The following is a 23,344-nucleotide window of genomic DNA, read 5'->3' on the forward strand; positions in this document are numbered from 1 at the left end:
GAAAAGAGCTTCGTACATTGAAGGCATCGAACACCTCGAACCGATCAACCTTAGCAAGGAGAGTGCCCGTGGGCCGAATGAACGAACCGACACAGATCACCGACAGCGCCAAGCGCTACGCGGCAGGCGTCCTCAAGTACGCTCAGATGGGCTACTGGAACGGCGACTACGTGCCGAAGGAGACCGACATCCTCGCGCTGTTCCGCATCACCCCGCAAGATGGGGTCGACCCGATCGAGGCGGCCGCTGCCGTGGCCGGCGAATCGAGCACCGCCACCTGGACGGTGGTCTGGACCGACCGCCTGACCGCCTGCGACATGTACCGCGCCAAGGCGTATCGCGTCGAACCCGTGCCGAACAATCCGGGCCAGTACTTCTGCTACGTCGCCTACGACCTGAGCCTGTTCGAGGAAGGCTCGATCGCCAACGTGACGGCCTCGATCATCGGCAACGTCTTCAGCTTCAAGCCCCTCAAGGCCGCGCGACTGGAAGACATGAAGTTCCCGGTCGCCTACGTCAAGACCTTCGCCGGCCCGCCGACCGGCATCGTGGTCGAGCGCGAGCGCCTCGACAAGTTCGGCCGCCCGCTGCTGGGCGCCACCACCAAGCCCAAGCTCGGTCTGTCGGCGCGCAACTACGGCCGCGTCGTGTACGAAGGCCTGAAGGGCGGCCTGGATTTCATGAAGGACGACGAGAACATCAACTCGCAGCCCTTCATGCACTGGCGTGACCGCTTCCTGTGTGTGATGGATGCTGTCAACAAGGCCAGTGCCGCCACCGGCGAGGTCAAGGGCAGCTACCTGAACATCACCGCCGGGACGATGGAGGAGATGTACCGGCGCGCCGAATTCGCCAAGGACCTCGGCTCGGTAATCGTGATGGTCGACCTGGTGGTGGGATGGACCGCCATCCAGAGCATGAGCCACTGGTGCCGACAGAACGACATGATCCTTCACATGCACCGCGCCGGTCACGGCACCTACACGCGGCAGAAGAACCACGGCGTGAGTTTCCGCGTGATCGCCAAGTGGCTGCGCCTGGCCGGTGTCGATCACCTGCACACCGGCACGGCCGTCGGCAAGCTCGAGGGCGACCCGATGACCGTGCAGGGCTACTACAACGTCTGCCGCGATACCCACACGGTGGTCGATCTGCCGCGCGGCATCTTCTTCGACCAGGACTGGGGCGCGCTGAAGAAGGTCATGCCGGTGGCCTCGGGCGGCATCCACGCGGGCCAGATGCACCAGCTGCTCGACCTGTTCGGCGACGACGTGGTGCTGCAGTTCGGCGGCGGCACGATCGGCCATCCGCAAGGCATCCAGGCTGGCGCGACCGCGAACCGCGTGGCGCTCGAAGCGATGGTGCTGGCGCGCAACGAGGGCCGCGACATCAGGAACGAGGGGCCGGACATCCTGCGGGAGGCCGCCAAGTGGTGCGCGCCGCTGAAGGCCGCCCTCGACACCTGGGGCGAGATCAGTTTCAACTACACCTCGACCGACACCTCGGACTTCGTGCCGACCGCGGCCGTGTCCTGATGCCACCGTCAAAGAGAGCCACCATGCGAATCACACAAGGCACCTTCTCGTTCCTGCCCGAGCTCACCGACGCGCAGATCACCAAGCAGATCGACTACTGCCTCGCCAAGGGCTGGGCGATCGGCCTGGAGTACACCGACGACCCGCATCCGCGCAACATCTACTGGGAGATGTTCGGCAACCCGATGTTCGACATCACGGACGCGGCGGGCCTGATGCTGGAGCTGAGGAGCTGCCGCAGGACCTTCCCGAACCATTACATCCGGCTGACTGCGTTCGATTCGACCCACGGCACCGAGTCGGTGGTGATGTCGTTCATCGTGAATCGCCCGAAGGAAGAACCGGGCTTTCGCCTGGTCCGCACCGAGGAGCCGGGCCGCACCATCCGCTACAGGATCGAAGGCTATGCGGCGCAGCGCGCGCCCGAAGGCTCGCGCTATTGAGGCCGTCAATGATGAATGCGGCAACCACCTCGACCCCCGGCGCATTGCTCGAAGCCTCGGGCGCGCGCACGCTGCTCGACAAGCTCGACGCCGATCTGATTGGCCTGGCGCCGGTCAAGGGCCGCATTCGCGACATCGCCGCACTGCTGCTGATTGACAAGCTGCGGGGTGAGCAGGGATTGCAGTCGACGCCGCCAACGCTTCATATGTGCTTCACCGGCAACCCGGGCACCGGAAAGACGACAGTGGCGATGCGCATGGCCGAGGTGCTGAAGCAACTCGGCTACGTGCGCAAGGGCCACCTCGTGGCGGTGACGCGCGACGACCTCGTTGGCCAGTTCATCGGCCACACGGCGCCGAAGACGAAAGAAGTGGTGAAGAAGGCGATGGGAGGCGTGCTGTTCATCGACGAGGCCTACTACCTCTACAAGCCCGAGAATGAGCGCGACTACGGGCAGGAGTCGATCGAGATCCTGCTGCAGGTGATGGAGAACAACCGCGACGACCTGGTCGTGATCCTCGCCGGCTACAAGGACCGCATGGACACCTTCTTCGGCAGCAACCCGGGGATGGCGTCGCGTGTCGCGCATCACATCAACTTCCCCGACTACGCCGAAGCCGAGCTGATGCGGATCGCCCAGTTGATGCTCAAGCAGCTGAACTACAGCTTCGATAGCGCAGCCGGGCCAGCCTTTGCGCGCTACCTGAGCCTGCGCAAGGAACAGCCGCACTTCGCGAATGCGCGTTCGATCCGCAATGCGCTGGACCGGATCCGGTTGCGGCATGCGACGCGACTGTTCTCGGCGGACACGGCGTTGACGCGGGAACAGCTGTGCACGCTGCAGGCCGAGGACGTGCTCGCGAGTCGCGTGTTCGCGACACAGCCTTCAGCAGGGGGAACGGCATGAGCATCGACGCCCTGATCTTCGATGTGGACGGCACGCTGGCCGACACCGAGGAAGCGCACCGCGTGGCCTTCAACCTGGCGTTTGAGCGCCAGAGCCTCGGCTGGTACTGGTCGCCGGCAGCGTATCGGTGCCTGCTCGAGGTGACCGGCGGCAAGGAGCGGCTATGTCACCACATCGATGCGCTCAACCTCGCCGACGCCGAGCGGCGGCGGCTGCTCGCCCTGGTGCCCGCGCTCCATGCCGATAAGACGAAGTTCTACACGGCGATGGTCCGGGACGGCGGTGTGCCCTTGCGGCCCGGCGTGGCAAGGCTCATGGACGAAGCGCTCACTGCGGGCTGCCGGCTGGCCATCGCCAGCACGACCAGCGCAGCGAACGTCGATGCGTTGCTGTCCGCCGCCCTCGGTGCGCGCGGCTTCGACCTGTTCAGCGTGATCGCGTGCGGTGATCGCGTGCAGGCCAAGAAGCCGGCGCCCGACATCTATGCGTTGGCGCTGCGCAACCTGGGCATCGGGCCGGCGTCCGCAGTGGCCATCGAAGACTCCCTCAACGGACTGCGGTCCGCCCGCGCGGCCGGGATCTGGACGCTGATGACGCCAACCTGCTGGAGCGATGGCGCCGACTTTGGCGACGCCGGCCTGGTGCTCCCGAATCTCGGTGACGTCGACGCGCCGCTGCAGGGAGAGCCCGGCCATCTTCTGCGCGACGCAGCCTGGCTCGGCCTGCCCGAACTCACTCGCCTCGCGACCGCTGCCCACACTGCCACCAACGCCACCACGCTGCGCCCCCGTCACCAGGAGAGCTTCCGATGAGCAGCCATCCCCGCATTGCACCGAGCCTGCTGTCGGCCGATTTCGCCCATCTCGGCGACGAGGTCGAGGCCGTCATCAAGGCCGGTGCCGACCTGATCCATTTCGACGTGATGGACAACCACTACGTGCCGAACCTAAGTGTCGGCCCGATGGTGTGCGAGGCCATCCGCCCGCACTGCATGCGGGATGGTATTCCCGTGCCCATCGACGTGCATCTCATGGCGCGACCGGTCGATGCGCTGATACCGCTCTTCGCCCAGGCGGGCGCGTCCATTGTCTCGTTCCATCCCGAGGCGAGCGAGCATGTGCACCGAACGGTGCGTCTGATTCGGTCGCTCGGCATCAAGGCCGGGCTGGTGCTCAACCCGGCGACTCCGCTGCACTGGCTCGACCACGTGCTCGACGAACTCGACCTGGTGCTGCTGATGTCGGTCAACCCAGGCTTCGGCGGACAGGCCTTCATCGATAGTGTGCTGCCGAAGATCGAATCGGTGCGCCGCCGGATCGACGCCAGCGGCCGGGACGTGTGGCTCGAAATCGACGGCGGCATCAACGCCGGCAACGCGCGCCGTGCGGTCGACGCCGGCGCAGACACGCTCGTCGTCGGGTCGGCCGTGTTCGGGAACAAGGACTATCGCGCGGCGATCGCCGCCATCCGCGACTCCGCACCGTTGCGTCTGGCGAGGCCGGCGTGATGAGCTTCCAGGCGATCGCCTTCGACCTGGACGGCACGCTGGTGGACAGCGCCGGCGGCATCGCGCTGGCGCTCAACACGGCGCTGCGCGAAGCCGATCTGCCTTGCTTCGACCTGCAGCGCGTACGCGGCTGGATCGGCCAGGGGCCTGACGTGCTGATCGAGCGGGCGCTGAGCGCCATCGACCTGCAGGATGTCGACCTCGAACGGCTGTCGGATCGCCTGCGCTGCGACTTCGACGCGGTGACGCTGCGGCGGCCGTTCGCCGACAGCTCGGTCTATGCGGGTGTCGAAGATCTGTTGAAGCAATTCGGACGCGACCACGTGCCGCTGGCGGTGGTCACCAACAAGCCGACCGACCTGGCACGGGCCGTGCTGGAGGGAGCCGGGTTGCTCGGTCATTTCGCCGCCGTGCATGGCGCCGACACGGCCGCCCTGCGCAAACCTTCGCCACTGCTGATCGAGCAGGCCGCCCAGGTCCTGGGTACGCACCCGCGGCACATGCTGATGGTCGGCGACGCGGCCACCGATTGCCAGGCCGCGCGCGCCGCCGGATGCCGCGCCGCCTGGGCCGGGTGGGGCTATGGCCTGCTCGGCAGCGAACCGGTCGGGCCCGTCTGGCGCCTCGAGAGGCCCGCGGACCTGCTGGTCCGCATGGGCCCGCCGCGAGCCCTTGGACACTGAATCAACTACCTGGAGATACGCCCATGCCCACCGGAGGAAAGTCTACTCTCACCCAGTTCCTGATCGAGGAACGTCGCCGGTTTCCGGAGGCCACCGGTGACCTGAACGCACTGGTGACCGATGTGTCCCTGGCCTGCAAGTCCATCTCGCGCAAGGTCGCGTATGGATCGCTCGGCGGCGTCCTGGGCAGCGCCGGCACCGCCAACGTCCAGGGCGAGGAACAGAAGACCCTGGACGTGTTGAGCAACACGATGTTTCTGCGAGCGAGCGAGTGGGGTGGTCACCTGGCTGGCATGGCGTCGGAAGAAATGGAAGCGCCCTATCCACTGCCCCCCGAGCATCCGCGTGGCAAGTACCTGTTGTTGTTCGATCCGCTTGACGGCTCGTCGAACATCGACGTCAACGTCTCGGTGGGCAGCATCTTCTCCGTGCTGCGTGCGGTCACGCCGGGTGCCGACCCCGCGACCGCGGACTTCCTGCAGCCGGGAACGCAGCAGGTCTGTGCCGGCTACGCGATCTACGGGCCGTCGACCATGCTGGTCCTGACGATGGGCCGCGGCACGCATGCCTTCACTCTCGACCCCTTGCTGGGCGAGTGGGTGCTGAGCCATCCGGACCTGCAGATACCGCCGCGCACCCAGGAGTTCGCGATCAACGCGTCGAACAGCCGGTTCTGGGAGCCGGCCGTCAAGCGCTACGTGGACGAATGCATGGCGGGCCAGTCCGGCGCACGTGCGGCCGACTTCAACATGCGCTGGATCGCATCGCTGGTCGCCGAGGCGCATCGCATCCTGATGCGCGGCGGCGTCTTTCTCTACCCGCGCGACACCCGCGAGCCGGCGCGCGAAGGGCGCCTGCGCCTGCTCTACGAAGCCAGCCCGATCTCGTTCCTGATCGAGCAGGCCGGCGGCGGCGCCAGCACCGGCCGCTCGCGGCTCATGGAGGTCGTGCCGGATGCGCTGCACCAGCGCATCGGCTTCGTGTTCGGCTCGGCGCAGGAGGTGTCGCGCATCGAGGCCTACCACCGCGACGAGCCGCCGCGCGCTTTCGATTCGCCCCTGTTCGGCCACCGCGGCCTGTTCGCGACCGCCTGAAACCCGCACCGACTCACCGCATCGAAGAAATCCCATGTCTGCCAAGCACCCCATCATCGCCATCACCGGATCGTCCGGTGCGGGCACCACCTCGGTGACCCGCACGTTCGAGAACATCTTCAGGCGCGAGAACGTGGAGGCTGCCGTCGTCGAGGGCGACAGCTTCCATCGCTACGACCGCCAGTCGATGAAGGTCGCCATGGCCAAGGCCGAAGCCGAGGAGCGGCCCCATTTCAGCCACTTCGGCGAGGACGCCAACCTGTTCGAGGATCTGCAGCAACTCTTCCGGAGCTATTCCGAAACCGGCAACGGAATGAGCCGAAAGTACCTGCACAACGAGGAAGAGGCGCAGCCCTTTGCGCAGCCGCCGGGCACCTTCACGCCGTGGCAGTCGCTTGCGACCAGCGACGTCCTGTTCTACGAGGGCCTGCACGGCGGCGTGACGACGGACACGGTGGACATCGCGCGGTTCACCGACCTGCTGATCGGCGTCGTGCCGGTGATCAACCTCGAGTGGATCCAGAAGATCCACCGTGACCGCAGCACGCGCGGCTATTCGACCGAGGCGGTGACCGACGTGATCCTGCGCCGAATGCACGAGTACGTGCACTACATCTGTCCGCAGTTCACGCGTACGCACATCAACTTTCAGCGCGTGCCGGTCGTCGACACCTCCGACCCCTTCGTGGCGCGCACGATCCCGACGGCCGACGAGAGCCTGGTGGTGATCCGCTTCGCCAATCCGCGCGGCTTCGACTTCCCGTACCTGTTGTCGATGCTTCACGACTCGTTCATGTCGCGCGCCAACACCCTGGTCGTGCCCGGCGGAAAGATGGAGCTCGCGATGCAGCTGATCTTCACGCCGATGATCATGCGCCTGGTCGAGCGTCGCAAGAACCTGCTGGGCGCCTGAGGGAGCGAGCACCATGAATATGCAATACACCGATCCCATGCCGCGGGCAGTCTGCGCCAATGCGCTGCGGGTTTTGGCGATGGACGCCGTGCAGACTGCGAATTCCGGCCACCCGGGCATGCCGATGGGCATGGCCGACATTGCAGAAACGCTGTGGCGGCATCATTTGCGCCACGATCCGTCGGATCCAGCCTGGCTGGACCGCGACCGGTTCGTGCTCTCGAACGGCCACGGCTCCATGCTGCTGTATGCGCTGCTGCACCTGAGCGGCTATGCGTTGCCCATGGACGAGCTCAAGAGATTCCGCCAGCTGCATTCGTGCACCCCGGGGCACCCGGAGATCGGCTTGACGCCGGGCGTCGAAACCACGACCGGGCCCCTGGGGCAAGGCCTGGCCAACGCGGTCGGCATGGCGCTGGCGGAAAAGCTGCTCGCGCAGGAATTCAACCGTCCGGGGCACACCATTGTCGACCATCGCACCTATGTGTTCCTGGGCGACGGATGCCTCATGGAGGGCATCAGCCATGAAGCCTGCTCGCTCGCCGGCACCTGGGGTCTGCGCAAGCTGGTGGCCTTCTATGACGACAACGGCATCTCGATCGACGGCGACGTCGCCGGTTGGTTCACCGACGACACCCCGAGGCGCTTCGAAGCCTATGGCTGGACCGTGGTGCGCGGCGTGGACGGGCACGACACCGAAGCGCTTGACCGTGCGATGGCAACGGCGCTGAACGCCGACAAGCCGGTGCTGGTGTGCTGCCGGACGACCATCGGGCAGGGTTCGCCGAACCGCGCCGGCACCGCAGATGTCCATGGCGCGCCGCTCGGGGCCGACGAGGTCGCGAAGACGCGGGCGGCGCTGGACTGGCACGACGAGCCTTTCGTGATTCCGCAGCCCGTGCAGCAAGCCTGGTCGGCGGTTGCACGCGGCGCGCGCCTGAACGCGGCCTGGCAACGGTCGTTCACCGCCTACGCCGCTGCGCATCCCGACCTGGCGGCCGAGTTTCTGCGCCGGCAGGCGCGCGATGCGGCGCCGGCGCCCTCAACAGAGGCTGCGCTGTCGGCCGCTTGCACCGCGGCCGAGGGCGCCCGCGCGGCGGTCGCCACCCGCAAGGCTTCCCAGGATGCGCTGCAGTTCATTGGCCCGGCCAGTCCCGAACTGCTGGGTGGTTCGGCCGACCTGACCGGGTCCAACCTCACCGACTGGCGGGGCCATCGCCCCCTGCTCGGCAAGGGCACGGGCAACCACGTGCACTACGGCGTGCGCGAGTTCGCCATGTCAGCGGTCATGAACGGCCTGGCGCTGCACGGTGGCTATCGACCCTTCGGCGGGACGTTCCTGGCGTTCTCCGACTACGCGCGCAACGGCATCCGGATGTCATCGCTGATGAAGCTGCCGGTGATCTACGTCTTCACCCACGATTCGATCGGCCTCGGCGAGGACGGCCCCACGCACCAGCCGGTCGAGCATGCGTCCAGCCTGCGACTGATTCCCGGCGTGGACGTGTGGCGCCCGGGCGATGCGACCGAGACTGTCGTTGCCTGGCGCGAAGCGCTGCGCCGCGTCGACGGCCCGAGCTGCCTGCTGCTCACGCGCCAGGCCCTGCCGCACGCCGGAAGCGCGACGCCGCGGCTCGAGTCGATCGGCCGTGGCGGCTACGTGTTGCGGCGCTCTGCGGGTGAACAGGTGGTGCTGCTGGCCAGTGGCTCGGAATTGGGCGTCGCGATGGCGGCCGCAGAGCTGCTGGCTGCACGAGGCATTGCCTCGCGCATCGTGTCGATGCCCTGCATGGACGTGTTCGAGCGCCAGGAAGCGGCCTACCGGCGGGATGTGATTCCGCGCCATCTGCCGCGCCTCGCGATCGAGGCCGGGTGCACGGCGCTCTGGTGGAAGCTCGTGGGCGAGGAGGGCGATGTCGTGGGCATCGATCGCTTTGGCGAATCGGCACCGGCCGCCGCGCTCTTCAAGCTCTTCGGCATCACCGCGGACGCGGTGGCGGACCGGGCATGGGCATTGGTCCGGCGAGCCCCCGCGGCGGATCCCGCTTCGTCCGGTCCTTCAGCTGATTTCTCTTCCCTTTCCCATCAAGCATCATGACCCTGAGAGTTGCCATCAATGGCTACGGCCGCATCGGCCGCAACGTGCTGCGTGCATTGTTCGAGTCGCCGTCCCACGGCAATGGCGAAGCGATCCGTATCGTCGCCATCAATGACCTGGGCGATGCGAGGACCAATGCCCACCTGACCCGCCATGACACCACGCATGGCCGCTTCGCGGTGCCGGTGCGCCACGAGGGCGACTGCCTCGTGGTGGGTGAGCAGCGCATCCAGGTGAGATCGGCGCGAAATCCGGCGGAGCTGCCCTGGAAGTCGCTCGGAATTGATCTGGTCATGGAGTGCACCGGGCTTTTCACCACCAAGGCGCGGGCCAGTGCCCATCTCGCCGCTGGCGCCGGCAAGGTGCTGATCAGCGCGCCCGGCGGCGCCGATGTGGATGCAACGATCGTCTACGGGGTCAATCACGGCACGCTGCGGCCGGCACACACGGTGGTTTCGAACGCTTCGTGCACCACCAATTGCCTGGCGCCGGTCGCGCAGGTGTTGCACGGCACGGTCGGTATCGAGAACGGCCTCATGACCACGATCCACAGCTACACGAACGACCAGGTCTTGACCGATCTCTACCACGAGGACCTGCGCCGCGCGCGCTCGGCCACGCAGTCGATGATCCCGACACGCACCGGTGCGGCTGCGGCGGTCGGCCTGGTGCTGCCGGCGCTCGCGGGGCGCCTCGACGGCTTCGCGGTGCGCGTGCCGACCCTCAACGTGTCGATGGTCGACCTGAGCTTCAGCGCCGGCCGGGCGACCACCGTGGACGAGATCAATGGGCTGATGCGCGAAGCTGCCGCAGCCGGTCCGCTCGCGGGCGTGCTCGGTTATAGCGACGAGCCGCTGGTGTCGGTGGACTTCAACCACGATTCGAGGTCGAGCATCTTCGACGCGACCTGCACCAAGGTATCGGGTCGGCTCGTGAAGGTTTGCGCCTGGTACGACAACGAATGGGGCTTCTCCAACCGCATGCTTGACACCGCGTGTGCGATGGCGCAGGCCTGAGAAAAACCGCCACCATGAAGCTCAAGACTCTGGCGTCTGTCGCCCTGCGAGGGCGCCGCGTGTTCATCCGCTGCGACCTGAACGTGCCTCTGGACACCGCGGGGCGCATCACGGACGACACCCGCATCCGTGCCAGTCTCGGCTGCATCCGCCACGCGCTGGGCGAGGGCGCACGCGTGATGGTTGCCTCGCATCTGGGGCGGCCGCACGAAGGCGCGCTGGCTGCCGGCGAATCGCTGGCACCGGTGGCCCGACGCCTGGGCGAGTTGCTCGGCATGCCAGTGCCGCTGGTGTGCGATTGGCTCGACGGCGGCTTCGAGGTGACCGAAGGCCGCGTCGTCTTGCTCGAGAATTGTCGCGCCAACCTGGGCGAGAAGGCCAACGCGCTGGCACTGGCTGCGCGCATGGCGAAGCTGTGCGACGTCTATGTCAATGATGCCTTCGGCACCGCGCACCGCGCCGAAGCCACGACCGAGGCGCTGGCTCGACTGGCCCCCGAGGCCTGTGCCGGTCCGCTGATGGCTTCCGAACTCGAAGCCCTGGGCCGCGCGCTGGCCGACCCGGCGCGGCCAATGGCCGCCATCGTCGGCGGCGCAAAGGTGTCGACCAAATTGTCGATCCTGAATGCGCTGGCCGCGCGGGTCGATGTCCTGGCGGTGGGCGGCGGCATGGCCAACACCTTTCTTCTGGCGGACGGCAAGGCCGTGGGACGGTCGCTCTGCGAGCCCGGCATGGTGGCCGCGGCGCGCGAAGTCGTGGCCACGCTGGCGGCCCGTGGCGCACGGCTGTTCGTGCCGGTCGACGTGATCACGGCCAGGGAACTTTCGGCGGCCGCGGCCACCCGCATCTGCGGCGTCGACGCCATTGCACCGGACGAGATGGTCTTCGACTACGGGCCGGAATCGGTGCGCCTGCTGCTAGGGGAACTGGCCGCCTGCAAGACCGTTTTGTGGAATGGCCCGCTGGGCGTGTTCGAGATCGACGCGTTCGCCGGTGGAACCCGCGCGCTGGCGCAGGCCATCGCTGGTTCCGCCGCCTTCTCGATCGCAGGCGGCGGCGACACCGTGGCCGCCATCAACGCTTTCGACGTCGCCGACCGGATGGGCTACGTGTCCACAGCCGGCGGCGCCTTTCTCGAGTTCCTGGAAGGCAAGACCTTGCCGGCCGTGCGCGCGCTCCAGGAGCGTGCGCGTGAATCGCATTCCCTTTTTTGATCCACCGGAGACCCTATGGCCATGATTTCCTTGCGCAAGCTGCTGGACCACGCCGCCCAGTGCGGCTACGGCGTGCCTGCCTTCAACGTCAACAACCTGGAGCAGATCCAGGCCATCATGCAGGCCGCCGAGAAGACCGACAGCCCGGTCATCCTGCAGGCCTCGGCCGGCGCGCGCAAATACGCGGGTGAGCCGTTCCTGCGCAAGATGGTCGAGGCTGCGGCCGAGATGTACCCGGGCATCCCGATCGTCATGCACCAGGACCACGGCTCGAGTCCGGCCGTCTGCATCCGCTCGATCCGCTCCGGCTTCACCAGCGTCATGATGGACGGTTCGCTTCAGGAAGATGCGAAGACGCCGGCCAGCTATGAATACAACGTCGACGTCACCCGTCGCGTGGTCGAGATGGCACACGCGGTGGGCGTGTCGGTCGAAGGCGAGCTCGGTTGTCTTGGATCGCTCGAATCGGGCCTGGCCGGTGAGGAAGATGGCGTGGGGGCGGTCGGCGTGCTGTCGCACGACCAGTTGCTGACCGACCCCGATGAAGCGGCGGATTTCGTGGCGCGTACCGGCGTCGATGCGTTGGCGATTGCCATCGGTACGTCGCATGGCGCGTACAAGTTCAGCCGCCAGCCCACCGGCGATATCCTCGCGATCGATCGCATCAAGGCCATCCACGCGCGCATTCCCGACACCCATCTCGTCATGCATGGCTCGTCGTCGGTGCCACAAGAGTGGCTTCAGATCATCCGCGAGCATGGCGGCGAGATCAAGGAAACCTACGGTGTACCGGTGGCCGAGATCTGCGAAGGGATCCGTCATGGCGTGCGCAAGATCAACATCGACACCGACATCCGCTTGGCGATGACAGGCGCGCTGCGTCGCGCGATGACCAGGAACCCGCGGGAATTCGATCCCCGCAGGTTCCTCAAGGATGCGACATTGGCCGCACGTGATCTCTGCGTGGACCGCTTCGAGGCGTTTGGCTGTGCCGGCCAGGCCGCACATATCTGATCAAGAGCCGGGCGGCCAATGGCAATCTTGCGTTCTGTCGCAGTAGCGACGAGGAGTCCAGTGAAGCCGGGCCGTCAGCTGTTCAAAAAGGCCAGCAGATAGAGCTTCGCCTTGGCGGCCGCGTCGGGCGTGATGCCGAGCACGTTGACGACTTTGCGGCTGGCCGTGTCGAAGCCATCACCGCGACTCTCACGCCGCTGGCTCCACTTTCATCTGTCGGCACCGCGGCCCTGCCAGGGTCTTCGTGCAGAGTTGGGCTCGCGTTCCAGCGATCCCCGCACCGCCACCGTCATGACCGGCTGTACAGCCAAACTGCGCTCGGTGCCGATCAGCAATATGTGCTTAGCGGCCGCGTCGGCGCGTGCCTGCAGCAGCCATCCGCTCGATGCAGCCTCTGTCGCACGGCGCCGCAGTCGGGCGTGGCACCGCGAGGGATCGGTCCAGCCAGGCCGCACATGCGCGCATCCGTCACGCCCCACACTCCGCGGCCGCGCAAATCCCCATAAACGTCGATTCTCTGAACCCCGCTGTGGCTTACTGCGCCTCTCCCGTCGTCGTCGTGCATCGCTCAGCGCCAGTTTCCGGGCATGTGTTGGACCACTGACCTCAATTCAGATCGAGGCCGGTCATCTGAATTAGTTCGGCCCACTTGCCAACTTCGCTTCGGATGAATGCGTCATAGCGCTCGGGAGATGAACTCACGATCTCAATGCCGATGCTAGCTTCCTCCGCGCGCATGGCACCGTTCATGGCTATGCACGCTGCATCGTACAATGTGCCGACCCGCGATGGGGGCGTCCCCCGTGGCACGGACAGCCCGGCCCATGCAGTAGCCTCGAAGCCAGGGAATCCGCACTCGATGACGGTGGGAACGGCATCCAGCACCGCAATGCGCTGGAGACTGCTCACGGCGAGCGCACACACGCGTTGCCGCCGTATCCATGGCAGTGCCTGGTCGGGATTGGTGAACATCAGGGGCAAGCGGCCGCTCAACAACTCGTTGAAGGCGGGCGCCCCTCCTTGGTAGGGCACGTGGACCATGTCGATTTTCGCACGCTGCTTGAGCATTTCCATGGCGAGATGCCCCGATGATCCTTTACCCGCACTCGCGTATGCCAGCCGGCCCGGATGCGCGTGCGCTTCGTCGACGAGCGCGGCCAGGCTTCGTGCCTGCAGCGAGGGATGCGCGACAAGCACGTTCGTGGTGGCCGCGACTTGCGTGACATGGACGAAGTCAGTGCGGATGTCGATAGCACGTTCCGGGTGCAGCGCTTGCTGGACGGCGTCGCCGGACGACGACAGAAGCACAGTGTTCCCGTCGGGTGCCGCGCGCGCGACGAATGCGGCGGCAATGGCGCCGCCTGCGCCCGGCCGGTTCTCGACAATCACTGGCCGCCCGAGGGCCGGCTGCATGCCCCGGGCCAGCCGGCGCGCGAGCAGATCCGAGGAACCGCCGGGTGGCGCGGCGACGACGAGGCGCACGATGCCTGTGTCGCCCGCCCAGGCGCTGGACGCCCGCACCACGCCCGCCGCGGCAAGGCCCAGCAATGCGAGGAATGCCGCGCGGCGCCGCGGCTCGCCGTACCAACCAACAGGCAGTTCGCCTACGATCGGGGCCGTTGCACACACCTTCTGATTTCCGATCAATTCCATGCGAGAAACAGCCTCGGTTCTTCTCAATCGAATACTGGCGCGCGGCAAATTCCGCCACATCCAAATTCTGCTCAAGGTGGCGGAGCTGGGCAGCATCCAGCGCGCCGCTGAACAGATCGGGCTGGCACAACCAAGCGTAACGCAAACCCTCGCAAGCCTCGAAAGCCTACTGCAGACAAGGCTGTTCGAACGGCATGCGCGCGGTGTGCGCCCGACCCCGGCCTGCCTTGACATACTTCCGGTCGCGCGCCAGTTGATGCAGGTCGCCGCGGAAAGCGCGGAGATCGTCTTCGCGCGCCAGGACAAAGGTGCGAGCGTCGTCCGGGTCGTGGCGTCGGCCTCTGCGATGAACGGGATCCTGTTGAAGGCGCTGCCGGCGTTCTGCCGCGCATCTCCGGCGATCAGGATCCAAATCCGCGAGGCCGAAGGCGACGATCTCCTGCTGGCCGTGACGCGGCGAGAGGTCGACATTGTGGTCTGTCGGCGGCCCGCCGTGCTTCCTGATGGCTGGTCTTTCACGCCCGTGCAGGACGACCGGCTGGCCGTGATCTGCGCGGCAAGCCACCGTCTGGCGGCGATGCGCCGCGTCACATGGAGGTCCGCTTGGCGTGAACGGTGGTTGCTGTCGCCCGCGGGCTCGATCGCGCGGCAGGTGTTCGACGGCCTATGCGAGCAAGCGCCGGCGAACGTGAGCACCCATCCGGTCATCACGCGCAGCCACACGCTCATTCGCCGGCTGCTCGACGAGGAAGGGTTGCTGGGTTTCGTGCCCTGGAGTTTCGTGCGCGACCTGCTGGACGCTGGTGCGATCGCGGAGTTGCCGCTGCCTGGTCTGCCACCTATGCCCGGACTCGGCGTGCTCGCGCGGCACGGCGATTCGCGCGACTCCACCTTGCGCATGCTTCGCTTCTTGGCCGCCATTCCGATCACTAGCTATAGGCAATTCGAATAGCTCGCTTTAATTTCCGATTTGTCACCTGTCTGCGGATCCCGAACACTCCGCGGACCCCCGGTAATTCAAAACAAAGGAGACAAGTGAAATACGAAGCATCGGCCCGATGGGGCCTGAACCGCGTTGCGCTACTCGTGAACAGGGCATGGAGGCTGCTGGCGATGGTGACCGTCGCGGGAACCCTCGCGGCCTGTGGCGGCGGCAGCAGTAACGGCGCCGGATTTCCCTCGATCGTTTCGCCCACGACACCGGCGCCCGTGGCTACAACGCCGCCGGTCGCAACGAAGCTCACCTGTGACGACTCGATCGCCGCCAATTTCAAGCCAGACGCCAGCACGTCAGTGCTCGTGGTGCATGCATTCAAGGCCGGTGACCGGATCGCGCTCTCCGGCACGCCGGCGTCTCCGACGCCACCAGTCGCGGGAGTGGACATGTGCTTCGTCAAACTGCTTGTCGGTCCCGGGAACCCCGGACCGGCCGGTGCACCGTCGACTTCGGCAGGCATAGGCATCGAGGTGTGGCTGCCTGCACCATCGGCGTGGAATCGCGTCATTCGCGCGATGGGCAGCGGCGGCTGGGCCGGAGGCACACACGCCGACCCGACGCAGATCGGGTCGCGCGCCCAGTTCTTGCCGGCTGTTAGCAAGGGTTACGTCGTCGCGGCGTCCGATCACGGCCATGCGCTGCTCAACAACGGCTCTTTTGCGATGAATCCCGACGGCACCATTAATACGGTGCTTTGGCAGGACTTCGCCGAGCGCAGCCTGCACGAGATGTCAGTGAAGACCAAGGCGCTCGCCAAGGCTTACTATGGCGAAGCGCAAACCTATGCCTACTGGGACGGCTTCTCGACGGGCGGACGCCAGGGCTTCAAGCTGGCCCAGAAATATCCGAACGACTTCAGCGGCATCCTGGCCGGCGCGCCGGCCTTCAATTGGACAAAGTTCATCACGGCCGAACTCTACCCGCAGGTGGCGATGCAGCGCGAATTGGGCACGCCGATGGCCGCGTCAAAGATCGCCCTCGTCAGCGGCGCGGCCGTCACGGCGTGCGACACTCTGGGGCTGGGCTTCCTGGCTGATCCGCTCCAATGCCGTTACGACCCTACGAAGGATGCGAATGTGCTGTGCGCGGGCGTGGCCGGTAACGGTGTGACGGGCGCAAGCGCCAGTGCGTCGTGCGTCAGCCTCGCCGAAGCGCGCGTAATCAACCAGATCTGGTACGGACAGACCGTCACAGGCACCTTTCCCGACCCCGCGGTCGACAACGGCGCTGGCCTCACGCAAAGCAGCTCCGACCAGCTCTGGTGGGGACTGACGCGGGGGACCAACCTAGCCCTGTCGTTGGCCGGCGCGACCCCGTTCGCGATCGCAACCGACCAGGTTGCGCTGGAGCTCCAGGATCCGGCCTACGCCGGCAACACGTTCACGAATGCGACCGGCAACGGAACCAGCAAGTGGAAGTCGCTCGACTATGCAATGTTGGCGGCCGCATCAGCACGAGGTGTCGCTTTGCAGAGCGCGTTCAGCCAGATCAACACGGACAATCCAGACCTCGGCGCGTGGCGGGATGCAGGCGGAAAGCTCCTGACCTATCACGGCCTGGCCGACGACAAGATCATGCCTCAGGGCTCGCTCAACTACTTCTATCGCGTTGCAGCAACGATGGGCGGAACGGCGGCTGTGCAGACCTTCGATCGACTGTTCCTGATTCCCGGCCTCGCACACGACAGCACATTCTCGACGAGCGCTTCGATAAACCCGTCAACCAACGCGAACCTCGATGGCGCCAAGGTGCCGCTGCCGCAGTACGTCAACGGCCGCGACGAACTCTTCGTGGCCTTGCGCAAATGGGTGGAGCAAGGCGTTGCACCTGCACGTATCGACGTGAGCTCGGCGGACGGCAGCATCGCCATGCCGCTGTGCCTGTACCCGCAGAAGGCGACATATGCGGGACCTGGATCGGTCAAGGCCGCTGCCAGTTACGACTGCCGTTAGTCACGGAAGCAAAGAGGGTCTTGTGGAATTCGGTAGCGCTCATAGAGATGTCGCTCTGCTTCAGCCGTCGAGCGCTTTCCACATTTGACCGTCGCGGCCGGCTGTCCAGATGCGCGGATGTCATCCGGTCATAACGAACGGTTAAGCAGTCGTCGAAGATGACCCAGTGAACGTACTTGGGCTTCAGGGCAGTGTAGGTGTCCTTGTAGACGGCGTTCAGGTCCCTACCCACGGCAACGCCGGACGCACCCTTGGGGATGCCTGATCTTCAGCAGGATAAGGATCTGTAGGCGGCGGAATACATGAATGCGACACATGCCAAAGGCTCGGAAGAGTACGACGCCTTCCTCAATCTGGTCGACTTCAAATGGCTCATGGCTGGCGTGGGCTGGCGGGTCGATCTGTCGCGCCTGCAGAGCGATGGCGCCTATATCGATGAGTGCCTGCAGCGCGCTCTGAGGAGCGACTCCGAGTTGCTGAGGGAACGCAGCGTCGAGTTGCTCGGCTTGCGGCGCAGCACGAATGCGCATTGCGACGTTGATATGCCGAGCGCATCCAACGGCTTGGCACGTGATGGGCGCTGAATGAGCCTGTCCGATTTGCAGCTGCGCGTGGGGCTACTGAGGGATGCCTCAAGCCAGCTGCTCGGCGCGCCAAACTAGTGTCGTGGTCCAATCTCAATGGACATCTCGATCGGATTATTTCACCGACGAGGACAAGACCAGCATGACAGAAAAGAGACGCGAGCCTTTGAAGCGGCTTTCAAGCTGCAGGTGGTACGCACGATTCGAGTGCAAGGCCTGAGCGTGGAGCAGGTTTGCCGCGACATGAACCTGGTGGAAAGCGCCGTGCGCCGCTGGGTGGATGCTGGACATCGCGGACTACATTGTGACCTTCTAAAACGCCACGCGACTGCATTCGACTCTGGGTTACTGCGCGCGCGCCTATTAGGAGCGCCGGCATACGGAACTCACGGACTGAAGCTGCAGCAACGATTCAATTCAACCGATCGGCTTGTCCGAAAAGAATTGACCATGACATCGCATGTCCGCAATGAAGCTGCGCGTACCAGCCAAACCCTGCGCCACTTCGTCAAGCGTGGCCGACGATGTCGATTAAGCACGCGTTGAGTGCGATCACCCCAATGTGGCGGCACTGATATCCATGCGATACCGATAGACCCGCGCGTCGATCAGTTCACCGTACTTCTGCGCCGGCACTTCCAGATGGGCCATGGCGCGTTGGGCGGCGGCGTCGCTGGTGCATTCGATGATCACGTAGCAGTCTTGACCGCCCACATAGCTATCATCCGCCGTCACGGGCCTGGAGAGATTCGCATCGGCCTCGACGAAATGAACTGAGGCCGTGCCTGGCTTGTCGAGCACGTCCAGCACGCGCGCGAGCGCCGGCATCATGGCCGAATCGCCCGAGGGACGCAGTTGTCGGTTTCCCTTCAATCTGTCACTCTTGCTCTTTCATTCTGTCAGCGCCAGATCAGGGAGAGCCTTGATGCACGGCGCTTTCAAGGCGAGCGCTGCTCACAGTCGCGATTTGGCGTCGGCTCGGCCCGCCAGATTTTTGGCCCTTTCAATTGGCACAACCTTGCGTTTGACCCCTTCAATCTGTCACCATGTTCGCACTCACCTGCGAGTGGATGGAGATGGGTCATTTCCAGGCGCTTCCTGACGTTGTTGCGGTCGCCGCCGATAGACTGGTGGTGATCGTTCGTGTCGAACCCGATGGCAGCGTCGTCGTTCGCGACCTTGCCAACGGCGTCTTGAGAACAACCTCGGCGTCGGAGTTGAGTGCTCCGGCGTCGCTGGCTGCTCCCACAGAGGCGATGCTGTCGTCCAGCCCTGGCGACGGACGCGCAGTGGGAGCGCGCTCGGCGGCGAGAGGCGGTCGTTGCCCGGCTCGTGAACTCCTCCAACCTGGGCGACCAGGTTGCGAGCGCGGCCGCGCGACTCGGCGTATCGCGGCGCACCGTCTTTCGCTGGCTGGCCGCGTATCGCACCAGTCCGCAGGGCATTGTCACGTTGCCGACAGCGTAAGCTTGCTGGATGCCAATGAAGAAGTCGCTGTATCACGGTCATCGGTTCCCTGCGGTGGTGATCAGCCAAGCGGTGCGCTGGTACTTTCGATTCCAATTGAGTTTGCGCGACATCGAGGAGCTGCTGTTCGAGCGCGGCGTTGTCGTCAGCTACGAGACGATCCGGCGCTGGTGCGACAAGTTCGGCGCGAGCTTCGCGCATCGTGCCAAGGCCGCGCGCCGCAAGCCAGGATCGACCTGGCATCTGGACGAAATGTTCGTGACGCTGCGCGGTGAGCCCTACGCGCTGTGGCGCGCCGTCGATCAGCATGGCGCGGAGCTCGACATCTTGGTGCAGAAGCGCCGCGACAAGGCGGCCGCGAAGCGCTTCTTCAAGCGCGTGCTCGCCGCTTGCCCAGAGGCTCCTTGCAAGATCGTCACCGACCAGCTGCGCAGCTACCCGGCCGCCAAGGCCGAGATCGCGGAGCTGGCGAATGTCCGGCATGTGTTCGTCAAGGCCCGCGCCCGCGTGAACAACCGTGCCGAGAACAGCCATCAGCCCACCCGTGAGCGCGAGCGGCGCATGCGAGGTTTCCGCACGCCCGAGCGCGCCCAGGCCTTTCTCTCGAGCTTTGGTCCGATTCGCCAGCACTTTGCGATCAAGCGTCATCTGCTGCATCCATCGCTCTACCGCAAGCAGCTGGCTACGCGCTTCGACTCGTGGCGCCTTTTCACTGGCCTCACCCAAAATCCGTCTGCCGCTTTCTGAATCGCAACGCCACCTGCCAAGGTTGCGACCGCGAGCCCTCAACGTGACAACGCCGTACCGAAAGCTAGTCTCCCCGGCGGCGCCGCGCCATTGCCCAACAGCGTTGTGAACGCTCCCGCTTCCTCAACGTGGGCGCTGTCGTCCCCGTCCTCCACGCAACCGGCGATGGCTCGCAACGTGTTTCAAGGGCTCTAGCCGCCTAGCATGCACACTGCTCATCAACATCATGTCGTTCATGAGCTTGCCCCATGGGTGGAGGAACTCTATTCTTGCTCCACGCCGGCGCCAATGCTCGGCGAGACACTGGAGACAAATCGATGAAATTCTCGCGGCTTCTCGCGCTTTCCGCCATTGCAGTGGCCTGCGTCTCAACTTCGAGCGCTTTCGCAGACGTCAAAGTCGGAGTGACTCTGTCCTTGACAGGACCGGGTGCCTCGCTGGGTATTCCGACTCAAAACGCCATCAAGCTCTTCCCCAAGGAAATCAGCGGAGAGAAGATCAGCTACATCGTGCTCGATGATGGATCGGATCCGACGAGCAGCGCGAAGAACTTCAAGCGCCTGGTCGAAGAGGACAAGGTCGATGTCGTCATGGGGTCCAGCACGAGTCCTGCCACGATGCCCCTCGTGCTCATCGCTTCCGAGCAGAAGGTTCCGCATATCAGCCTCGCAGCAAGTGCTCGCATCGTGGAGCCTCAGGACGCGACGCGCCGCTGGACGTTCAAGGCCATTGCCAACGAGAACATCGTCGCTGCAACGACCATGAACCACATGGTGGCGAACGGGGTCAAGACCTTGGCATACATCGGCTTTAACGACGCCTATGGTGAGTCGTGGCTGACGGAGATCGACGCGCAAGCCCAGAAGGCAGGCGTCAAGCGGGTAGCCACGGAAAAGTATGGTCGGACCGACGCTAGCGTAACCGCTCAGGTACTCAAGCTCATGGCTGTCAATCCCGACGCAATCCTGATCGCCGGCGCTGGAACCCCCGGCGCCCTGCCGCAGAAAACACTTCTCGAGCGAGGCTACAAGGGAAAGATCTACCAAACCTATGGGATCGCAAATCGCGACTTCCTGCGGCTTGCAGGAAAGGATGCAGAGGGGGCTCTCTTTGCTGCTGGTGGAGTGCTCGTCGCATCGCAGCTCGAAGCGTCGAACCCGATTCGACCGGTAGCGTTGGAAGCGACCAAGTCCTATGAGGCCGTCAACGGCCCGGATTCGATGTCCGTCTTCGTCGCAAACGCCTTCGATGCCAACATGCTGCTGCGAGCTGGTCTGACCTCCGCACTGGCCAACCAGAAGCCGGGTACGGATGCGTTCAGGGCCGCACTTCGCGACTCCCTTGAGAAGGTGCAAGGGCTGGTGACTACTCAGGGCGTGATCAACATGTCGGCGACAGATCACGTCGGCTATGACCAGCGCGCCGCCGTGATGATGCAGATCACCAATGGCAGCTGGAAGTACATCAAGCAAGACACCGCGCCGGTGAAGTAGGAGAAGCGAAGTGTTCATCAAGAACTGTTGGTATGTGGCTGGTTGGTCCAGCGAGGTCGAAAGCGACAACTTTCTGAAGCGCACGGTGATCAACGTTCCGCTCGCGATCTGGCGTAAGGCGAACGGAGACGTGATCGCTTTCGAGGATATGTGCTGTCATCGGGGAGCTCCGTTGTCTGCGGGTCGGCGCGAAGGCGATTGTGTGCGTTGCATGTATCACGGTCTCAAGTTCGACGAGAGTGGAACGTGCGTCGAGATCCCGGGCCAGCCGCGAATTCCGCCAGGCACTCGGGTCAGGACCTTTCCCGTCGTCGATCGCAGTCATTGGCTGTGGGTCTGGATGGGCGACGTAGAGAAGGCGGATGAGTCATTGATCCCAGACACTCACTGGCTCGACGATCCGGAGTGGCGCTCGCTTCAAGGCTATACACACTACGACACCAACTATCTTCTCATCGCAGACAACCTGCTGGATCTGGCGCATCTGCCGTATGTCCATCCGACCACTCTAGGCGGCTCGGAGGACTACGCCGCGAACCTGCCGAAGACGGAGATGCTGGAACGCGGTGTTCACGTGAAGCGTTGGACGTTGAACACCACGCCGCCAGGCTTCGTGCAGAAGGTCAAGCCGTTTCCGGGGAAGGTCGACCGATGGAATCACTACGACTTTCTGGTGCCGGGCATCTTCATCATGGACTCGGGCATGCTGGATGCTGGGCACGGTGCTCCTGAGGGCAATCGCGAAGGAGCCGCGATGTTTCATGGCTGCCAAGCACTCACGCCTGAAACCGAAAATTCGACCCACTATTTCTTCGCGCATCCTCACAACTTCGCGATCGACGATCCAGAGGTCACGCGATCGATTCACCAGAGCGTCGTTGTCGCCTTCGAGGAGGATCGCACCATGATCACGCTGCAGTCGCGTAGCCTCAGTCTTCGCGCTGACTTCAAGATGCTTCCGATTCGCGCCGACGAGGCACTCGGACGCTTTCGTTGGCTGGTGCAGAAGATGGTGAAGGAAGAGGCGGAGCAGGAAAAGCCTGCCACGATTCCCATCGCCACTGCGCGCGCCTGACGGACTCAAGAGAAATCCGGTCATGTCAACAACGTTTGCAGCCCGCGGCAGCTAGCCAGCACGCTGGCCGCATCGTGGGTTCCGCAGAACACATTCCAGAGTAAGCTTGCTCATCCATGGCATAGAGAGAGCAAGGCGAGTTCCTCAGATTGAAAGTCTTGTCACGTGTCATCCATTCTTGCAAACGGAATTCGGCATTTTTACCGCCGCGAAGGTGACAGTTCACTGCCTGCGCTGATTCTTGCTCATCCAATCGCCTTCGATCACGGCTTGTGGGACTCCGTAGTTCCCATGCTGACGCCGCATCGCCACGTCGTCCGGTTCGACTTGCGTGGTCATGGGGCGACAGAAGTCACGCCGGAGCCGTACGCTGTGGAGGTGCTTGCCCAGGATGCCCTTGCGCTTGCGTCTGCCTTAGGCCTCGACGAGTTCGACTTTGTCGGCACCTCGCTGGGTGGACTCATCGGTCTGCAAGTCGCCGCGGTCGCTCCAGGCCGAGTGCGAAGTCTAGTTGTAGCCAACGCATCGGCTCGGCTCCCGCTGCCCACCGACGAATGGAATCGGMGCATTACGCTTGCCGCGTCATCAGGCCTCGAGCCTTTCGTGGGAGGCTTGCTCGAGCGGATGTTTTCACCGGCTTATCGAGAGGCTGGGTCGCCGGCGTTGCATACGCTGATCGCGTCGTTTCGCGCGATGGATCAGCATGGCTACGCTGCGGCGATGGCCGCACTAAGGGATGCCGACATGCGGGAACAGCTCAAGCTGGTGCGGACGAGCACCCTGGTGATTGCTGGAGAGGCCGATTCTGCAGTTCCGCACGATCATTCGAGGTACATGGCGGATTCGCTCGCCAGCGGTGGTCAACTTGTGGTTCTGCCAGGTGGGCACCTCAGCGCGGTGGAATCACCGGAGGAATTCGCCCACGCCGTTCTTGCGCACCTCGGGGTCTGA

The 23,344-nt window shown here is 64.7% G+C and carries 23 protein-coding genes; 21 read left to right on the forward strand and 2 right to left on the reverse strand.

The window, feature by feature from the left end; translation table 11 throughout:
• The first annotated feature begins 68 nt into the window (after positions 1 to 68).
• The 12 genes from AC1D2O_RS19260 to fba are packed head-to-tail and all read left to right on the forward strand — an operon-like array spanning position 69 to position 12,425.
• The gene (locus tag AC1D2O_RS19260) at positions 69 to 1,535 is read left to right on the forward strand and encodes a form I ribulose bisphosphate carboxylase large subunit (RefSeq protein ID WP_478157728.1); all 1,467 of its coding nucleotides are present in this window, start codon (positions 69 to 71) and stop codon (positions 1,533 to 1,535) included.
• Between the two features lie 23 nt (positions 1,536 to 1,558).
• Positions 1,559 to 1,978: a ribulose bisphosphate carboxylase small subunit gene (locus tag AC1D2O_RS19265; RefSeq protein WP_478093623.1), complete on the forward strand. Its 420-nt coding sequence runs from the start codon at positions 1,559 to 1,561 to the stop codon at positions 1,976 to 1,978.
• 11 nt (positions 1,979 to 1,989) lie between these two features.
• Positions 1,990 to 2,886, forward strand: a complete 897-nt coding sequence (gene cbbX / locus AC1D2O_RS19270) for a CbbX protein (RefSeq protein ID WP_478157729.1) — start codon at positions 1,990 to 1,992, stop codon at positions 2,884 to 2,886.
• Positions 2,883 to 3,698 carry an HAD-IA family hydrolase gene (locus tag AC1D2O_RS19275; protein ID WP_478089471.1) on the forward strand — a complete coding sequence of 272 codons (816 nt, stop codon included), beginning with the start codon at positions 2,883 to 2,885 and terminating at the stop codon, positions 3,696 to 3,698. Before cbbX ends, AC1D2O_RS19275 begins: the two co-directional genes overlap by 4 nt.
• Positions 3,695 to 4,393, forward strand: coding sequence for a ribulose-phosphate 3-epimerase (gene rpe, locus AC1D2O_RS19280; protein WP_478089472.1), 699 nt, complete (start codon positions 3,695 to 3,697; stop codon positions 4,391 to 4,393). The genes AC1D2O_RS19275 and rpe overlap by 4 nt, the downstream gene beginning before the upstream one ends.
• A complete protein-coding gene (locus tag AC1D2O_RS19285) occupies positions 4,393 to 5,076 on the forward strand; it encodes an HAD-IA family hydrolase (RefSeq protein WP_478089473.1) in 684 nt (227 codons plus the stop codon). The genes rpe and AC1D2O_RS19285 overlap by 1 nt, the downstream gene beginning before the upstream one ends.
• 23 nt (positions 5,077 to 5,099) lie before the next feature.
• Complete coding sequence (locus tag AC1D2O_RS19290) at positions 5,100 to 6,170, forward strand: class 1 fructose-bisphosphatase (RefSeq protein WP_478089474.1); 1,071 nt, start codon at positions 5,100 to 5,102, stop codon at positions 6,168 to 6,170.
• A 34-nt stretch (positions 6,171 to 6,204) separates the two neighbouring features.
• Entirely contained in the window at positions 6,205 to 7,083 is an 879-nt protein-coding gene (locus AC1D2O_RS19295) for a phosphoribulokinase (protein ID WP_478089475.1), read from the forward strand.
• Between the two features lie 19 nt (positions 7,084 to 7,102).
• Positions 7,103 to 9,181: a transketolase gene (gene tkt, locus AC1D2O_RS19300; protein WP_478089482.1), complete on the forward strand. Its 2,079-nt coding sequence runs from the start codon at positions 7,103 to 7,105 to the stop codon at positions 9,179 to 9,181.
• Entirely contained in the window at positions 9,178 to 10,197 is a 1,020-nt protein-coding gene (gap, locus tag AC1D2O_RS19305) for a type I glyceraldehyde-3-phosphate dehydrogenase (RefSeq protein WP_478089476.1), read from the forward strand. Before tkt ends, gap begins: the two co-directional genes overlap by 4 nt.
• A gap of 14 nt (positions 10,198 to 10,211) precedes the next feature.
• Positions 10,212 to 11,411, forward strand: coding sequence for a phosphoglycerate kinase (locus AC1D2O_RS19310; protein WP_478089477.1), 1,200 nt, complete (start codon positions 10,212 to 10,214; stop codon positions 11,409 to 11,411).
• Between the two features lie 15 nt (positions 11,412 to 11,426).
• Positions 11,427 to 12,425, forward strand: coding sequence for a class II fructose-bisphosphate aldolase (gene fba, locus AC1D2O_RS19315; protein ID WP_478089478.1), 999 nt, complete (start codon positions 11,427 to 11,429; stop codon positions 12,423 to 12,425).
• A 606-nt stretch (positions 12,426 to 13,031) separates the two neighbouring features.
• Here fba and AC1D2O_RS19320 read toward each other — a convergent pair.
• Positions 13,032 to 14,078: a tripartite tricarboxylate transporter substrate-binding protein gene (locus tag AC1D2O_RS19320; protein ID WP_478089479.1), complete on the reverse strand. Its 1,047-nt coding sequence runs from the start codon at positions 14,076 to 14,078 to the stop codon at positions 13,032 to 13,034.
• Between AC1D2O_RS19320 and AC1D2O_RS19325 the strand changes: the two genes are divergently transcribed.
• The 4 genes from AC1D2O_RS19325 (at position 14,077) to AC1D2O_RS19340 (ending at position 18,157) form a co-directional block, all read left to right on the forward strand.
• Positions 14,077 to 15,030, forward strand: a complete 954-nt coding sequence (locus tag AC1D2O_RS19325) for a LysR family transcriptional regulator (RefSeq protein ID WP_478089480.1) — start codon at positions 14,077 to 14,079, stop codon at positions 15,028 to 15,030. The two genes, AC1D2O_RS19320 and AC1D2O_RS19325, sit on opposite strands and share 2 nt — an antisense overlap.
• Positions 15,031 to 15,113: 83 nt before the next feature.
• Positions 15,114 to 17,027 (forward strand): tannase/feruloyl esterase family alpha/beta hydrolase, encoded by a 1,914-nt coding sequence (locus AC1D2O_RS19330; RefSeq protein ID WP_478089481.1) that lies wholly within the window; start codon positions 15,114 to 15,116, stop codon positions 17,025 to 17,027.
• Positions 17,028 to 17,329: 302 nt separating this feature from the next.
• The gene (locus AC1D2O_RS19335; RefSeq protein ID WP_478157730.1) at positions 17,330 to 17,611 is read left to right on the forward strand and encodes a hypothetical protein; all 282 of its coding nucleotides are present in this window, start codon (positions 17,330 to 17,332) and stop codon (positions 17,609 to 17,611) included.
• Between the two features lie 96 nt (positions 17,612 to 17,707).
• Complete coding sequence (locus AC1D2O_RS19340) at positions 17,708 to 18,157, forward strand: transposase (protein WP_478157731.1); 450 nt, start codon at positions 17,708 to 17,710, stop codon at positions 18,155 to 18,157.
• 6 nt (positions 18,158 to 18,163) lie between these two features.
• On the opposite strand, the gene AC1D2O_RS19345 is transcribed toward AC1D2O_RS19340, so the two are convergent.
• Entirely contained in the window at positions 18,164 to 18,442 is a 279-nt protein-coding gene (locus AC1D2O_RS19345; protein WP_477650857.1) for a hypothetical protein, read from the reverse strand.
• 390 nt (positions 18,443 to 18,832) lie between these two features.
• Between AC1D2O_RS19345 and AC1D2O_RS19350 the strand changes: the two genes are divergently transcribed.
• The 5 genes from AC1D2O_RS19350 (at position 18,833) to AC1D2O_RS19370 (ending at position 23,344) form a co-directional block, all read left to right on the forward strand.
• Positions 18,833 to 19,078 (forward strand): helix-turn-helix domain-containing protein, encoded by a 246-nt coding sequence (locus tag AC1D2O_RS19350; protein ID WP_478157732.1) that lies wholly within the window; start codon positions 18,833 to 18,835, stop codon positions 19,076 to 19,078.
• Positions 19,079 to 19,087: 9 nt separating this feature from the next.
• Positions 19,088 to 19,825 (forward strand): IS6 family transposase, encoded by a 738-nt coding sequence (locus AC1D2O_RS19355; protein WP_478157733.1) that lies wholly within the window; start codon positions 19,088 to 19,090, stop codon positions 19,823 to 19,825.
• A 317-nt stretch (positions 19,826 to 20,142) separates the two neighbouring features.
• Positions 20,143 to 21,318, forward strand: a complete 1,176-nt coding sequence (locus AC1D2O_RS19360) for an ABC transporter substrate-binding protein (RefSeq protein WP_477650536.1) — start codon at positions 20,143 to 20,145, stop codon at positions 21,316 to 21,318.
• Positions 21,319 to 21,328: 10 nt separating this feature from the next.
• Positions 21,329 to 22,393 (forward strand): aromatic ring-hydroxylating dioxygenase subunit alpha, encoded by a 1,065-nt coding sequence (locus AC1D2O_RS19365; protein ID WP_478157734.1) that lies wholly within the window; start codon positions 21,329 to 21,331, stop codon positions 22,391 to 22,393.
• Positions 22,394 to 22,558: 165 nt separating this feature from the next.
• Positions 22,559 to 23,344: an alpha/beta fold hydrolase gene (locus AC1D2O_RS19370; RefSeq protein ID WP_478157735.1), complete on the forward strand. Its 786-nt coding sequence runs from the start codon at positions 22,559 to 22,561 to the stop codon at positions 23,342 to 23,344.

The sequence above is a fragment of the Variovorax sp. P1_G12 genome, assembly GCF_056405555.1.

Excerpts from the sequence above, each read along its gene's own strand:
- AC1D2O_RS19355 (WP_478157733.1), top strand. The coding sequence starts at position 19,088 with ATGCCAATGAAGAAGTCGCTGTATCACGGTCATCGGTTCCCTGCGGTG.
- gap (WP_478089476.1), top strand. The coding sequence starts at position 9,178 with ATGACCCTGAGAGTTGCCATCAATGGCTACGGCCGCATCGGCCGCAAC.
- cbbX (WP_478157729.1), top strand. The coding sequence starts at position 1,990 with ATGAATGCGGCAACCACCTCGACCCCCGGCGCATTGCTCGAAGCCTCG.
- tkt (WP_478089482.1), top strand. The coding sequence starts at position 7,103 with ATGCAATACACCGATCCCATGCCGCGGGCAGTCTGCGCCAATGCGCTG.
- AC1D2O_RS19360 (WP_477650536.1), top strand. The coding sequence starts at position 20,143 with ATGAAATTCTCGCGGCTTCTCGCGCTTTCCGCCATTGCAGTGGCCTGC.
- AC1D2O_RS19290 (WP_478089474.1), top strand. The coding sequence starts at position 5,100 with ATGCCCACCGGAGGAAAGTCTACTCTCACCCAGTTCCTGATCGAGGAA.
- AC1D2O_RS19310 (WP_478089477.1), top strand. The coding sequence starts at position 10,212 with ATGAAGCTCAAGACTCTGGCGTCTGTCGCCCTGCGAGGGCGCCGCGTG.
- rpe (WP_478089472.1), top strand. The coding sequence starts at position 3,695 with ATGAGCAGCCATCCCCGCATTGCACCGAGCCTGCTGTCGGCCGATTTC.
- AC1D2O_RS19295 (WP_478089475.1), top strand. The coding sequence starts at position 6,205 with ATGTCTGCCAAGCACCCCATCATCGCCATCACCGGATCGTCCGGTGCG.
- AC1D2O_RS19275 (WP_478089471.1), top strand. The coding sequence starts at position 2,883 with ATGAGCATCGACGCCCTGATCTTCGATGTGGACGGCACGCTGGCCGAC.
- AC1D2O_RS19265 (WP_478093623.1), top strand. The coding sequence starts at position 1,559 with ATGCGAATCACACAAGGCACCTTCTCGTTCCTGCCCGAGCTCACCGAC.
- AC1D2O_RS19345 (WP_477650857.1), bottom strand. The coding sequence starts at position 18,442 with ATGATGCCGGCGCTCGCGCGCGTGCTGGACGTGCTCGACAAGCCAGGC.
- AC1D2O_RS19320 (WP_478089479.1), bottom strand. The coding sequence starts at position 14,078 with ATGGAATTGATCGGAAATCAGAAGGTGTGTGCAACGGCCCCGATCGTA.
- AC1D2O_RS19325 (WP_478089480.1), top strand. The coding sequence starts at position 14,077 with ATGCGAGAAACAGCCTCGGTTCTTCTCAATCGAATACTGGCGCGCGGC.
- AC1D2O_RS19285 (WP_478089473.1), top strand. The coding sequence starts at position 4,393 with ATGAGCTTCCAGGCGATCGCCTTCGACCTGGACGGCACGCTGGTGGAC.
- fba (WP_478089478.1), top strand. The coding sequence starts at position 11,427 with ATGGCCATGATTTCCTTGCGCAAGCTGCTGGACCACGCCGCCCAGTGC.
- AC1D2O_RS19335 (WP_478157730.1), top strand. The coding sequence starts at position 17,330 with ATGAATGCGACACATGCCAAAGGCTCGGAAGAGTACGACGCCTTCCTC.
- AC1D2O_RS19340 (WP_478157731.1), top strand. The coding sequence starts at position 17,708 with ATGGACATCTCGATCGGATTATTTCACCGACGAGGACAAGACCAGCAT.